Here is a 13457-nt window from a genome sequence, read left to right as displayed (position 1 = left end):
CGGCGGTGAACATCGCTCTTCTTCCCATCCCTCTCTGTCCTGCCGGACATCTCCCCCTCAAGGCGGGAGATTGGCTGCGGCCGCGCCGCGCCTTTACCCTCCCCCTTGTGGGGAGGGTCGGACCGCAGGTCCGGGGTGGGGGTCGACAGGAACCCGCTGCTCACACCCCCACCCCGATCCGCTTCGCGGATCGACCCTCCCCACAAGGGGGAGGGTAAGATGCGCCCTTCCCTGCTCGATCCGCTGTTCGTGCCCATCACCTCGCTCGACGGCGTCGGGCCGAAGGTCGCGGCCCTCATCGAAAAGGTGGTGCCGGCCGACGTCACAGCGCGCGACGCGCGCGCCGGCGACCTGCTGTTCACGCTGCCCAACAGCATCATCGACCGCCGCAACCGGCCGGGCGTGGCGCTAGCCGCGCAGGACGCGATCGTCACGCTCGAACTGCGGGTCGACCGGCACCAGCCGCCGCCGCACGGCAACCGCTCCATGCCCTACCGCGTCTATGCCTTCGACGACACCGGCGAGATCGCGCTGACCTTCTTCCACGCCAACGCCGCCTGGCTGGAACGCAGCCTGCCGGTCGGCGGGGACGTGGTGGTGAGCGGCCGCATGGACTGGTTCAACGGCCGCCCCTCCATGGTGCACCCCGACCACATCGCTCCGGCCGGCCAGACGGAAAGCCTGCCGCTGGTCGAGCCGGTCTATCCGCTCACCGCCGGCCTGCACGCAAAGGTGCTGCGCCGCGCCATAGGCCAGGCGCTTAGCCGCTTGCCGATCCAGCCGGAATGGCAGGACGCCGAACTGATGCGCCGCCAGACCTTTCCCAGCTTCGCCGACGCATTGCGCCACATCCACAATCCTGCCGACCCGATCGACGTGTCGCCGGAGGCCGCGGCATGGCGGCGGCTCGCCTATGACGAGATTCTTGCCGGCCAGGTGTCGCTGGCGCTGGTGCGCGCCAACGTCCGCAAGCATGCCGGCCGGCCGCTCGTCGGCGACGGCGTCCGCATCGCCGCGCTACGCGCGGCCCTGCCCTACCGGCTGACCGCCTCGCAGGAGCAGGCGCTCGGCGAGATCGACGCCGACATGGCAAAACCCGATCGCATGCTGAGATTGCTGCAGGGCGATGTCGGCTCGGGCAAGACGGTGGTGGCGTTGCTCGCCATGGCGCGCGCGGTGGAGGCCGGCGGACAGGCGGCGCTGATGGCGCCGACCGAAATCCTTGCTCGCCAGCATTTTTCCACCATCGGCCCGTTGGCGGAAAAGGCGGGGCTCGCTGTCGCCGTGCTGACCGGCCGCGAAAAGGGCCGGGAGCGCGCCGGAATCCTTGAAGGGTTGGAAAACGGATCGATCGACATCGTCATCGGCACCCATGCGCTGTTCCAGGAAGCCGTACGCTTCCGCGATCTGGCCTTCGCCGTGGTCGACGAGCAGCATCGCTTCGGCGTGCACCAGCGGCTCGCCATCACCGCCAAGGGCGAGGCGCCGGACATGCTGGTGATGACGGCGACGCCCATCCCGCGCACGCTGGTGCTGACCGCCTTCGGCGACATGGACGTGTCGCGGCTGACTGAGAAGCCGGCCGGCCGGCAGCCGATCCGCACGGTCACCCTGCCCTTCGAGCGCTACGACGATCTGGTCGGACGCATCAGGGACGCTGTCGCCGAAGGCCAAAAGATTTACTGGATCTGCCCTCTGGTCGAGGAATCGGAGGAGGTGGAACTGACTTCGGCGGAGGAACGGCACGCCGCGCTGCAACAGCAACTGGATGCCGCGGTCGGGCTGGTGCACGGTCGCATGTCCGGCCGCGATAAGGACGAGGCGATGCGCGCCTTCAAGCAGGGCGAGACGCGCGTGCTGGTCGCCACCACGGTGGTCGAGGTCGGCGTCGACGTGCCCGACGCCACCATCATCGTCATCGAGCATGCCGAGCGCTTTGGCCTGGCGCAGTTGCACCAGTTGCGCGGCCGCGTCGGCCGCGGCTCGAAGCAGTCGACCTGCGTGCTGCTCTACAAGCCGCCGCTGGGCGAAACCGCGACCGGCCGGCTGTCGGTGATGCGCGAGACCGAGGACGGTTTCCGCATAGCCGAGGAGGATCTGAAGCTGCGCGGCGAAGGCGAGTTGCTGGGAACGCGCCAGTCCGGCACGCCTGGTTTCCAGATCGCGCGGCTGGAGTTCCATGCCGACCTCCTGGAGATCGCGCGCGACGACGCCAGGCTGCTTCTGGCGCGGGACCCCGGCCTGACGTCGGAGCGCGGCGAGGCGGTGCGCGTGATGCTTTATCTTTTCGGCCGCGACGAGGCGGTGCGGTTGCTGCGCGCCGGATGATTCTGCCTGGCAGCAGAAAACCTCAAGTGGTATCCGGCGGCTTGCGTCGGCGTCGCCAACAAGCCATCTAACTGACGACACCCGGTCCAGTGAAGAAGAACGGCGTGCATGATCGAATGCCGCCGACGCCTGTGGCGGACGCAATGGAGTTTTGCATGCGGCGATTGGTGATGATTGCGGCGCTGACCGCGCTTCCGTCCCTGGCGGGCTGCGCGACCGAGCAGGGCGGCGTCGCCTATGAACCGCCTTGCGGTGTCAGAGCCTATGAAGCGGGATATTGTCCGTATCCCGGCTACCGGGCCCCGGTCCAGCTCCGATAATCCGTCGCGTCTCGAATCGGTCGTGCTGCCGGCATCGTGTCGCAGGGCGGTGCCAACCGCGCAGAGCCGGCTTCGGCGCTCTTACGCTGCGGCGTCCTCAACGCTTCCGGGAGCCGCCGGCTCGCTTGTCTTCGAGGCATCGGCCTCGACCGCTTGCGGTGCCTCGTCCGCGCTCGGTATTTCGGCTTGGGCGATGCCCACAGCATCAGCCTCTGCGGCGCTCGGCACATCAGATTCGGGGGCGCCCAGGGCAGCATCTTCGCCGGACTTCGCGACGGTCAGTTCGAATCCCTCCTTCAGCGCCTTCAGCGAGGCGAATTTAGGCTTGGCTCGGACGATCTCGCCGGCCCTCTCGCGCCGGGCGATCTCCTTGATCGCCGCCGTGGGATCGTCGAACGGAACACCCGACAGGCCGGGAGCCAGAAACTCCCACCATCTCAGCCTCTTCAGCCGGTCGACCAGCCCGTGGTCGGAAAACCGGTTGCGGATGAGTTTTGCCGGAACGCCGCCGACCACCGTGTAGGGCTCGACGTCGCGGGTCACCACCGCGCCGGCGGCTATCACCGCGCCATTGCCGATCTTGACCCCTTTCAGGATCATCACGTTGGAGCCGATCCACACGTCATTGCCGACGACGGTTCTCTGCACGCCGCCTTCTTCCGGGCGTTCGCGGGTCACAAAATCCGCCATCGGCGGAAAATACGCGAACTTGCTCTTCTGATACTGCACCGACGTCGTGCCGAGCCAATCCAACGGATGGTCCGGCTCGCCGATGTTGAAGTTCGCGCCGATGCTGCAATAGCGGCCGATGATCGGAAAGCCGCTGACATAGGCCGGTCGCATGAACGAGTAGGCGCCGATGCGCATGCCCTGATAGCACCACAAGTCCTGGAAGCGGACCGGCGTCTCGAACTGCAGTACGCGCCCGACATTGAGCTTGCAGGCGCCGGTGAACACCAGCCCATGCTCGGTCGTCTGGGCAAGGGATTTCAGCGTTGTTTTCGTCCATTTGGAATCCGCCAACGGCACAAACTCCTTAGATGGCTCCGCGCTTGCGGGCAGTCGCCAGTTTCTCGGCTGTGGAGATGTTGATCGGCCCGCCCTCGCCGGCGATCGCGGGCGGATTGTATTGCGGCGCCACCAGTCCCGCCGAGACGATCAGTTTCGCGCCGTCCTCGATCGTCATGTCGAGCACGACGATCTCAGAGCGGTAGACATACATCAGGAAGCCGGTGGTCGGATTGGGCGTGCACGGCATGAACACCGCCACCAGCGGGTCGCCCGGCTTGTCCAGCTTGGCATTGATCTCGGTGTCCTTCTCGCCGGCGACGAAGACCAGCGACCAGACGCCCTTGCGCGGATATTCTACCAATCCGACGGTGCTGAACATGTCGCTCTTGTGCGAAAGCACCGTCTCGAAAATCTGCTTCAGCGCCTTGTAGACGCCGCGCACCAGCGGCATACGGCCGAGTACGCGTTCGCCGAAGCCGACGATCGAGCGGCCGATGAAGTTGGCGGTCAGGAAGCCGATCAGTGTGATCATGATCAGCGCCACCAACAGGCCGAAACCGGGGATGGCGAAAGGCAGATAGTTGTCGGGATTGTAGACGTAGGGAATGTAGGGCTTCACCCACGAATCCACCCAGTGGACGAAGGTCCACGCGATGTAGGCGGTGATGGCCAGCGGCGCGATGACGATGACGCCGGTGAGGAAATAGTTCCTCAGCCGCGTCATGCCTGACATCTTGATGGGAACGTCGCTCATCACCCGTCCGCTTCATTGTGCGCCGCGCGCCGGACTAGACCATTCCTCGCACGTGGACACAATCCACAAACGTGGCGGCCCGTTCCGGACCGCCGCCTGCGGCCCTACTCGACCGTCACCGACTTGGCCAGGTTGCGCGGCTGGTCGACGTCGGTGCCCATGAACACGGCCGTGAAGTAGGCCAGCATCTGGATCGGCAGAGCATAGATGATCGGCGCGATGATCTCCGGCACGTCCGGCAGCACGATCGTCTCCAGCGTGCGCACGGTGGCGGCTTCGGCGCCGGCCTTGTCGGTGATCAGGATGATCTTGCCGCCGCGCGCCGCAACCTCCTGCATGTTGGACACGGTCTTCTCGAAGATGCGGTCGTGCGGGGCGATCACGATCACCGGCATGTTCTCGTCGATCAGGGCGATCGGTCCATGCTTCAATTCGCCCGCCGCGTAACCTTCGGCGTGGATGTAGCTGATCTCCTTGAGCTTCAGCGCGCCTTCCATGGCCAGCGGATAGTTGGTGTCGCGGCCGAGATAGAGCACATGGCGCACCGAGGCGAGATGGTGGGCGACGCGCTCGATCTGCTTGTCGAGTTTGAGCACCTGGCTGGCGAAGCGCGGCGCCTCGGAAAGATGGCGCACCAGGACCTTCTCTTCGTCGGCCGAGATCTTGCCGCGTTCGGCCGCCGCGCGCACGGCGAGCGCCGCCAGTACGGAGAGCTGGCAGGTGAAGGCTTTCGTCGAGGCGACGCCGATCTCCGGCCCCGCAAGCGTGGGAAAGATGCCGTCGGATTCTCGCGCCATGGTCGATTCGCGCACATTGACGATCGAGCTGATCGGGATTCCGGCCTTGCGGCAGTAGCGCAGCGAGGCCAGCGTGTCGGCCGTCTCGCCCGATTGCGACACGAACAGCCCGGCGCTGTCGGGCGAAATCGGCATCTCGCGATAGCGGAACTCCGAGGCGACATCGATGTCGACTGGCAGGCGGGCGAAACGCTCGAACCAGTATTTGCCGATCGAGCCGGCCAGGAACGCAGTGCCGCAGGCGGAAATCGCCAGCCGGTCGATCCTGGCGAAGTCGAAGGGCATTTCGACCGCCTTCGACTTTCCGGAGACGAAGTCGAGATAGTGCGCCAGCGTGTGGGAGATCACTTCCGGCTGCTCATGGATCTCCTTTTCCATGAAATGCCGGTGATTGCCCTTGTCGACCAGAAGGCTGGTGCCGATCGACTGCCGGCGCTGGCGCTCCACCGGCTCGCCGTTCATGTCATAGATCTGGACATGGTTACGGCGCACGACCGCCCAGTCGCCGTCCTCCAGATAGGTGATCGAGTTGGTGAAGGGGGCCAGTGCGATGGCATCCGAGCCCAGAAACATCTCACCCTCGCCATGGCCGACAGCCAGCGGCGGGCCGTTGCGGGCGCCGATGATCAGGTCGTCGTCGCCGCGGAACATGATGGCCAGCGCGAAGGCGCCGTCCAGCCGCTGCAGCGCGCGGTGCGCGGCATCGACCGGCCGGGCGCCGCGCCTCAATTCGCGCGCCACCAGATGCGCGACCACTTCGGTGTCGGTCTGCGAGGTGAACTCGTAGCCGTCAGCCTTCAGCTCCTCGCGCAGTTCGGCGAAATTTTCGATGATGCCGTTGTGGACGATGGCCACGTCGCCGGAGAAATGCGGATGCGCGTTGGTCTCGTTCGGCACCCCATGGGTTGCCCAGCGGGTATGGCCGATGCCGATCGTGCCGTCCAGCGGCTCGCTCTTCAGCCGCTTCTCGAGGTTGACCAGCTTGCCCTCGGCGCGGCGGCGAGCCAACTGCCCGGCCTCGATGGTGGCGACACCAGCCGAATCATAACCGCGATACTCGAGGCGCTTCAGCGCGTCGACGATGAGCGGGGCAACGGCCGACTGCCCCACGATCCCGACAATGCCACACATTTTTCGACCCCCGCTACATGCCTTGGAAAGATACCGGCAGCCATTTAGAAGAAGCCGTCCGGCGGGCGATAATCAATTTCGGTGTCAGTCAATGACAGGCACTTGCCCGGAAAACTATACCGGGCAAGTGCTTCCAATCGGTAGCGCTTATTCTGCGGCCTTTTTGGCGGAAGCAAGACGCTCGCGCAGCATGCGGCCACGTTCCGGCAAGGTTTTCTGGCGGGCGCGGCCGAAGGCCAGCGCGTCGGCCGGCACATCCTCGGTGATGACGCTGCCCGCTGCGACATTCGCCCCGTCGCCGATGCGCACCGGCGCCACCAGCGACGAATTGGAGCCGATGAAGGCACCGCGACCGATATCGGTGCGGGATTTGGTGAAGCCGTTGTAGTTGCAGGTAATCACGCCCGCCCCGACATTGGCGTTTGCCCCGACGCGCGCGTCGCCGACATAGGCGAGGTGGCTGACCTTGGCGCCCGCCTCGACCGTGGCATTCTTGACCTCGCAGAAATTGCCGACCTTGGCGCGCTCCGCGAGATCGGCGCCGGGCCGCAGCCGCGCGAACGGTCCGATTTCGACCCGCGGCCCGATATGGGCGCCCTCGATGTGGCTGAAGGCGTGGATGACCGCCCCCGCCTCGATCGTGACCCCGGGACCGAAGAACACGTTCGGCTCGACATAGGCGTCCGGGGCGATCTGCGTGTCGTAGGCGAAAAACACCGTCTCCGGCGCCACCAGCGTCACCCCCGCCAGCATTGCTTCCCGGCGGCGGCGTGTTTGCCAGATCGCCTCGCCTTCGGCGAGTTCGGCGCGGTTGTTGATGCCCAGCGCATTGTCGAAACTGGCCTCGGTGGCCAGGACCTCGAGCCCTTCGGCGGCGGCGATGCCGACGATGTCGGTCAGGTAGAATTCGCCCTTGGCGTTGTTGTTGCCGACCGCCTCCAGCAGCCGCAGCGCATGCCTGCCGTCGATCGCCATCAGTCCGGAATTGCAGAAATCGATCTGCCGTTCCGTCTCCGAACAGTCCTTCTCCTCGCGAATCGCCACCAGCCTGCCGTTCGCCTCGATCAACCGCCCATAGCCGGTCGGATTCGGGGTGCGGAAGCCGAGCACGGCGACCGCCGCGCCTTGCGACAGCTTTTCGCGGGCAGCTACCAGGGCCTGTGCCTCGATCAGCGGCGTGTCGCCGAACATGACGAGGACATCGTCATAACCCTTTGCAATGGCTGCGCGCGCGGCCAGCACCGCATGGGCTGTGCCGAGACGCTTGTCCTGAACGAAGAATTCGGCACGTGGCGCGAATTTCGCCCCAGCCTTGCGCATCTCGTCGGCGCCATGGCCAATGACCAGCGCGAGATCGCCGCCGCCAGCGGCTTCGGCCGCGCGCGCGACATGGGCCACCATCGGCAGGCCGGCTATTTTATGCAGCACCTTCGGCAGCGCGCTCTTCATGCGCGTGCCCTCCCCGGCCGCAAGAATGATCGACAGACAACTTCTCGACGCCATGTTCGCTTTCCGAAAACCGGTCCTCAGTCGCAGCCTTTCTAGAGCAAGACGCGCTCACATTGAAGCATTCGACCGCAGATGGTTTGGGATGGAAGGCAAATGCGCGTCGTCGGACGCGGCAGGCCTCGGCATCGGGGACGCGGCCGCCGCACCGCAGCGCAAAGGCATAGGGGAAAATTGAATCAGCCCAGGCGGGTGAGTACCGGAAAGACCTCCTGCAGCCAGTAGGCGCTGGACTGCAGCCCGCCGGTCATGAACAGCACGCCGGCGGCGACCAGCAGCGCGCCGATCGCCTTCTCGACCCGGCCGAGATGAATTCTGAAGCGCGACAGGAAACGCATGAAGGCGCCCGAAAACAGCGCCGCGACGAGGAACGGAATGCCCAGACCGAGCGAATAGGCGGCGAGCAGCAGCGCACCTTCGCCCACTGTCGCGCTGCCGCCAGCCAGCGTCAGGATCGGACCGAGCACCGGTCCGATGCAGGGAGTCCAGCCGAACGCGAAGGCGAGACCCATGACATAGGCGGCGAGCAGGCTTGCCGGCTCGCCGCGCGTCTGGAACCGCGCTTCGCGCGACAGGAAAGGGATCTTGACGACACCGAGAAAATTCAACCCCATCAGGATGATGACGATGCCGGCGGCAAAACCGAGCGGCTCCTCCCAAGCCCTCAGCAACCGGCCGATGGTCGAGGCGCCGGCGCCCAGCGCCACGAAGACGGTTGAAAAACCGAGCACGAAGGCAAGCGACGTCACCGCCAGCAGGCGCCGCGCCGGCACCACGGCGGCGGCGGCCTGCCCGCGAAAATCGTCGACCGACACGCCGGCCATGTAACAGAGATAGGGCGGCACCAGCGGCAGGACGCAGGGCGACAGGAACGAGAGCGCCCCCGCCCCCAACGCGGTGAGATATCCGACATCGACCGCCATAAGCGAAAAATCCCTATCGACCCGCCTGCATATAGACTGTGCGGCGCGCCGCCACCAATCACCTTGGCGTGGCGGATCGTCGCCGCGAGACCGCCGGTTCTGGCGCGGCGCCGTTGACAGATTTTTGCGATTGACCGGCAGGGGCGCTGTCCCTATGTTCCGCCGCAATTCGGGGGCGGCGACGCCGCTCCGCGGAGCGCATAGCTCAACCGGTAGAGCAACTGACTTTTAATCAGTAGGTCGTGGGTTCGAGTCCCACTGCGCTCACCAAAAACCTCAAAAGATCAACGCCTTGTGGCCGGCGTGGCGTGTCGGCTTTCGGATCGTCATCGTGTCCGAAAAATGCGCCAAGACAACGCTCGCCTCTTCGAGACCTCCGGCGAGCGTCTCCGCTCAAGGCGCTGACCAATGCAATCCGGGAGGCCGCGCCGAACGTAAGCATCATGCGATGAACCGGAGTCGACGCGGTGACCCCTGAAACATTTCGCGATTTGAAGCTTCAGCAGGCCAAATGGCTAGCCGAGGAAGCCGATATTTCGGAAACGCTCGCCCTCCAGCTTGTCGAGAAGGTCGGCTTCGAGCCGAAGCGGCTTCGCCGGGAAGCCAGGCTGTTCAAGCTGTCAGCCCCCCGGAACCGGGAGGCGGGAGATTGACCGTCAGATCACCGGCCCGCTGCCCCTTACCCGATGGCACTGTGAAATCAGGTTGGGGACCCAGCGCGCTCTGCGGGCGCGCCCGAGCAGCAACAATCGAAAAGTCCCCCACAGTGTGACCTGAATCGCGCTATGTACCCGCCGCCGCATGGGTTAAATTATACTGCCCAGATACCTTTATTCTAGGTTGTAGAGTGCCGGCGACACGCCTTTCCGGCAACGGGGCACCTATCGGGAGGCAATACCGTGGATATGAGGCAACTTCGCTACTTCACGCAGGTGGTGGAAAGCGGTTCGTTTTCCAAGGCCGCCACGCATTTGCACGTCGCCCAGCCGGCGCTCAGCCAGCACGTGCGCCACATGGAGGAAGAACTTGGGGTCTCGCTTCTTCACCGCGGGTCGCATGGCGTGTCGCCGACGGAGGCTGGCGACCGGCTCCTGCGCCACGCCAAGCGCATCATCATGGAATTCGCCGAGATTCCCGACAGCGTGCGCGGCGAGGCGGTCGCACCGCGCGGCGAGGTCCGCTTCGGCCTGCCAGGGACGGTGAGCGAACTGCTGGCGGCGCCGCTGATCGAGGCGGCGCGAGAGCGTTATCCGGAAGTGCGCATCCGCGTGGTCGAGGCGATGAGCGGCTACATCCTCGACTGGCTGAAGCGCGGCGACGTCGATCTCGCCATGATCTACGGCACCTCCGACCCGCGCGGCCTGGCCTTCCATCATGGCCTCTCCGAGGAAATCTGCCTGTTCGTCAGCACGCAATTCGAGGGAGATGGCACAATCGCGGGCGAGACGATCAAGCTTAGCGACGCCGCGCGATTGCCGCTGCTGGTGCCCGGCCCGGGGCACGGCCTGCGCGAACTGATCGAGACGGCGGCGCTTTCGATACGCGTCCCGATCGCCCCTGCCGTCGAAATCGATTCCTACAGCCAGATCAAGAAGTTGGCGCAGCGCGGACTGGGCTATGGCATTCTGCCGCGCATGGCCGTCCAGCGCGAGGCCTACGCCGGGATCTTCCGCGTCTGGCGCATCGAGGAGCCGCCGATCACCCGCCGGGTGTATCTGGCCTATTCGACCGAGCGCCCGCTGCTCAACGCGCCGCGCGCCATCGGCCAGTTGTCCTGGGACATCCTGCGCCAGCTCGTTCGCGACAATGTCTGGACCGCCAGCCTTTCCGACGAGGCCCACCGGCCCGATCTGTTTTCGTGAGGGCGAGACGCCAGCGTCTCGCTCGCGCTCATATATTGTTTTTTGTCAATGGCTTATCCGGACATCCGGAAGCCGCGCCTTATAATTGCGAACGTCCCGGCAGTCGGGCTCCCGCATCGCGTGAAGTCCGGAAAAGTGAAACATTCCATCGGGTTGCTTCGTTTGCAGCGCAAAAATCGCATCGCGAGCTTCACACGGACCCCTTTGTGAGCGGCTCGCACGGTGTTTTTCGACCCTTTGGACACGCAGCGCGGGTTTTTTCTGAGTATCGAGCTCGTCGCGTTTCTCGCCTTCGCAAGCAGGCGCCGCCAGCCTTTAACATATTCAAAAAAGCTCTAGCATCGATGCGTGAGTAACGGATTTCCTTATACCCGTCATCGCAAAATCCTATTTGACTTGGCGTAGCTCCGGCACGAGGTGTCTGCGGTCCGCAAGCAACAGGGCCATGCATGACCGGCGCGCTGGAAGGATTGACCGTCGTCGCATTGGAGCAGGCCGTTGCGGCTCCCCTCGCCACCGCGCGGCTGGCGGACGCCGGCGCGCGCGTCATCAAGCTGGAGCGGCCGGAAGGCGATTTCGCGCGGGGCTACGACGACTACGTCCTCGGCCAGTCGAGCTATTTCGTCTGGAACAATCGCGGCAAGCAATCCTGCACAGTCGACCTGAAGGATCCAGCCGACCTGCGGCTGCTGCTGACGATGCTGGAGACAGCGGACGTGTTCGTGCAGAATCTCGCGCCGGGCGCCACGTCAAGGCTCGGCATCGGTAGCGCCGGCTTGCGAAAACGGTTTCCGAAACTCATCGTCTGCGACATCGGCGGCTATGCCGAGGGCACGCCCGACCATGACCGCAAGGCCTACGACCTGCTGGTGCAGGCAGAGAGCGGCCTCGCCAGCGTCACCGGGACGGAGGCGTCCGGGCCGAGCCGCGTCGGCATATCGATATGCGACATCGCCACCGGCCAGGCGGCCTATGCCGCGATCCTGGAGGCGCTGTTCAAGCGCGAACGCACCGGCCAGGGCAGCCATCTGCAGGTGTCGCTGTTCGACACTGTCGCCGAATTCATGAACGTGCCCTATCTGGCGCAACGCTATGGCGGCAGGACGCCGCGCCGGCCGGGGCTTGCCCATCCTTCCATCGCCCCCTACGGCGTGTTCAGGACCCGCGACGGCGAAATCCTGATCTCGATCCAGAACGAGCGCGAGTGGAAGGTTTTCTGCGGGGAGGTGCTGCGCGATCCTTCGCTCGCCAGCGACCCGAGATACATCCGCAACACCGAACGGGTGAAGAATCGGACCAACCTTGATCTCAGGGTGCAGGAGACGTTCGGCGGCGCATCCAGCGACGACATCTGCGCGCTGCTCGACCGGACGCGCATCGCCTATGGCCGCCTTTCGACGGTCGAGGATCTGATCAGCCACCGCAGCGCGGCGTTTTCCGAGGTGGAGACGCCGCAGGGCACGGTCGAACTTGTCGCGCCGCCCAACATTGTCGACGGCCGCAGGCCGGCCCTGCGGCCGGTGCCCTCGCTCGGCCAGCACGATGCGGCGATCCGCGCCGAGTTCGGCGAGCGGCAAAAGACCATGCAAACGGAGCAGGCGCCGTGAGCTTCGAGGCCGAAGACCATCGCGAAATCCGCGACGCCGTCCGCAAGCTCTGCGAACGGTTTCCCGGTGAATACTGGCGCAGGCTCGATGCCAGCCGTTCCTATCCCGCCGAGTTCGTCGCCGCGCTCACCGAGGCCGGCTATCTGGCGACGCTCATCCCTGAGGAATATGGCGGCGCGGGACTGACGCTGTCGGCAGCAGCCGCCGTGCTGGAGGAGATCCAGCGGGCCGGCTGCAACGGCGCGGCCTGCCACGCGCAGATGTACATCATGGGTACGGTGCTGCGCCACGGCAGCGCCGACCAGAAGGCGCGCTACCTCCCCGGCATCGCCTCCGGCGAACTCCGCCTCCAGGCTTTCGGCGTCACCGAGCCGACCAGCGGCACCGACACCAGTTCGATCCGCACCTTCGCCCGCAGGGACGGCGACCACTATATCGTCAACGGCCAAAAAATCTGGACCAGCCGGGCGGAACATTCCGACCTGATGCTACTGCTCGCCCGCACCACGCCGCGCGAAGAGGTGGTGAAGCGCACCGACGGGCTGTCGGTCTTCATCCTCGACATGCGTGAGGCGATGAAGAGCGGCCTGAGCATCCGGCCGATCCGCACGATGATGAACCACTCCACCACCGAAGTGTTCTTCGACAACGTCCGCGTGCCCAGCGAAAACCTTGTCGGCGAGGAGGGCAAGGGGTTTCGCTACATCCTGTCGGGAATGAACGCCGAGCGCATCCTGATCGCCGCCGAATGCGTCGGCGACGCAAAGTGGCTGATCGAAAAGGCCGCGTCCTATGCCAGGGAGCGTACCGTGTTCGGCCGGCCGATCGGCGCCAACCAGGGCGTGCAGTTCCCGATCGCGCGTGCCTACGCAAACATGCGTGCCGCCGAGCTGATGGTGAAGGAGGCCGCCCGCCTCTACGAGGCCGGGCGCGACTGCGGCGCGGAAGCCAACATGGCCAAGATGCTGGCCGCCGACGCCTCCAACGAAGCCGCCAACGCCGCCATCCAGACGCATGGCGGGTTCGGCTTCGCCGAGGAATACGACGTCGAGCGCAAATTCCGCGAGACGCGCCTCTACCAGGTGGCGCCGATCTCCACCAATCTGATCCTGTCTTTCCTTTCCGAACATGTGCTGGGCATGCCGCGCTCGTATTGAGCTCTTATCGAGGAGGAGGTTTTGGGTCCGTTGAAATTCAGGTGGCGGGAAAGCCCCTCAC

The 13457-nt window shown here is 65.3% G+C and carries 10 protein-coding genes and 1 tRNA gene; 6 read left to right on the top strand and 5 right to left on the bottom strand.

Annotated features, from left to right (window positions below; translation table 11 throughout):
* The first annotated feature begins 219 nt into the window (after positions 1-219).
* Positions 220-2328, top strand: coding sequence for an ATP-dependent DNA helicase RecG (gene recG / locus RB623_RS10780; RefSeq protein WP_308056792.1), 2109 nt, complete (start codon positions 220-222; stop codon positions 2326-2328).
* A 401-nt stretch (positions 2329-2729) separates the two neighbouring features.
* Here the strand turns inward: recG and RB623_RS10775 are convergent, their stop codons facing one another.
* From RB623_RS10775 to RB623_RS10755, 5 genes are all read right to left on the bottom strand, one after another.
* Positions 2730-3671: a CatB-related O-acetyltransferase gene (locus tag RB623_RS10775; RefSeq protein WP_308056791.1), complete on the bottom strand. Its 942-nt coding sequence runs from the start codon at positions 3669-3671 to the stop codon at positions 2730-2732.
* Positions 3672-3684: 13 nt separating this feature from the next.
* Positions 3685-4413 (bottom strand): DUF502 domain-containing protein, encoded by a 729-nt coding sequence (locus RB623_RS10770; protein WP_308056790.1) that lies wholly within the window; start codon positions 4411-4413, stop codon positions 3685-3687.
* A gap of 104 nt (positions 4414-4517) precedes the next feature.
* Complete coding sequence (glmS, locus tag RB623_RS10765; protein WP_308056789.1) at positions 4518-6341, bottom strand: glutamine--fructose-6-phosphate transaminase (isomerizing); 1824 nt, start codon at positions 6339-6341, stop codon at positions 4518-4520.
* Positions 6342-6488: 147 nt separating this feature from the next.
* A complete protein-coding gene (gene glmU / locus RB623_RS10760) occupies positions 6489-7844 on the bottom strand; it encodes a bifunctional UDP-N-acetylglucosamine diphosphorylase/glucosamine-1-phosphate N-acetyltransferase GlmU (RefSeq protein ID WP_308056788.1) in 1356 nt (451 codons plus the stop codon).
* A gap of 182 nt (positions 7845-8026) precedes the next feature.
* The gene (locus RB623_RS10755; RefSeq protein WP_308056787.1) at positions 8027-8770 is read right to left on the bottom strand and encodes a cytochrome c biogenesis CcdA family protein; all 744 of its coding nucleotides are present in this window, start codon (positions 8768-8770) and stop codon (positions 8027-8029) included.
* Positions 8771-8964: 194 nt separating this feature from the next.
* Here RB623_RS10755 and RB623_RS10750 point away from each other — a divergent pair.
* From RB623_RS10750 to RB623_RS10730, 5 genes are all read left to right on the top strand, one after another.
* Positions 8965-9040: transfer RNA gene (locus RB623_RS10750), tRNA-Lys, on the top strand.
* Between the two features lie 197 nt (positions 9041-9237).
* Complete coding sequence (locus RB623_RS10745; protein WP_308056786.1) at positions 9238-9423, top strand: hypothetical protein; 186 nt, start codon at positions 9238-9240, stop codon at positions 9421-9423.
* A gap of 252 nt (positions 9424-9675) precedes the next feature.
* Positions 9676-10632: a LysR substrate-binding domain-containing protein gene (locus RB623_RS10740; protein ID WP_308056868.1), complete on the top strand. Its 957-nt coding sequence runs from the start codon at positions 9676-9678 to the stop codon at positions 10630-10632.
* A 449-nt stretch (positions 10633-11081) separates the two neighbouring features.
* Positions 11082-12239: a CaiB/BaiF CoA-transferase family protein gene (locus RB623_RS10735; RefSeq protein ID WP_308056785.1), complete on the top strand. Its 1158-nt coding sequence runs from the start codon at positions 11082-11084 to the stop codon at positions 12237-12239.
* A complete protein-coding gene (locus RB623_RS10730) occupies positions 12236-13396 on the top strand; it encodes an acyl-CoA dehydrogenase family protein (RefSeq protein WP_308056784.1) in 1161 nt (386 codons plus the stop codon). Before RB623_RS10735 ends, RB623_RS10730 begins: the two co-directional genes overlap by 4 nt.
* Positions 13397-13457: the final 61 nt, after the last annotated feature.

This window comes from Mesorhizobium sp. LHD-90 (assembly GCF_030929505.1).
Lineage (GTDB): Bacteria > Pseudomonadota > Alphaproteobacteria > Rhizobiales > Rhizobiaceae > Kumtagia.
The sequence above is the reverse complement of the archived record's forward strand: the minus strand, read 5'-3'. Positions and strand labels throughout refer to the sequence as shown.

Bases quoted from the DNA above. Each gene is read 5' to 3' on its own strand.
- glmS (WP_308056789.1), bottom strand. From the start codon at position 6,341: ATGTGTGGCATTGTCGGGATCGTGGGGCAGTCGGCCGTTGCCCCGCTC.
- glmU (WP_308056788.1), bottom strand. From the start codon at position 7,844: ATGGCGTCGAGAAGTTGTCTGTCGATCATTCTTGCGGCCGGGGAGGGC.
- RB623_RS10740 (WP_308056868.1), top strand. From the start codon at position 9,676: ATGAGGCAACTTCGCTACTTCACGCAGGTGGTGGAAAGCGGTTCGTTT.
- RB623_RS10735 (WP_308056785.1), top strand. From the start codon at position 11,082: ATGACCGGCGCGCTGGAAGGATTGACCGTCGTCGCATTGGAGCAGGCC.
- RB623_RS10755 (WP_308056787.1), bottom strand. From the start codon at position 8,770: ATGGCGGTCGATGTCGGATATCTCACCGCGTTGGGGGCGGGGGCGCTC.
- recG (WP_308056792.1), top strand. From the start codon at position 220: ATGCGCCCTTCCCTGCTCGATCCGCTGTTCGTGCCCATCACCTCGCTC.
- RB623_RS10770 (WP_308056790.1), bottom strand. From the start codon at position 4,413: ATGAGCGACGTTCCCATCAAGATGTCAGGCATGACGCGGCTGAGGAAC.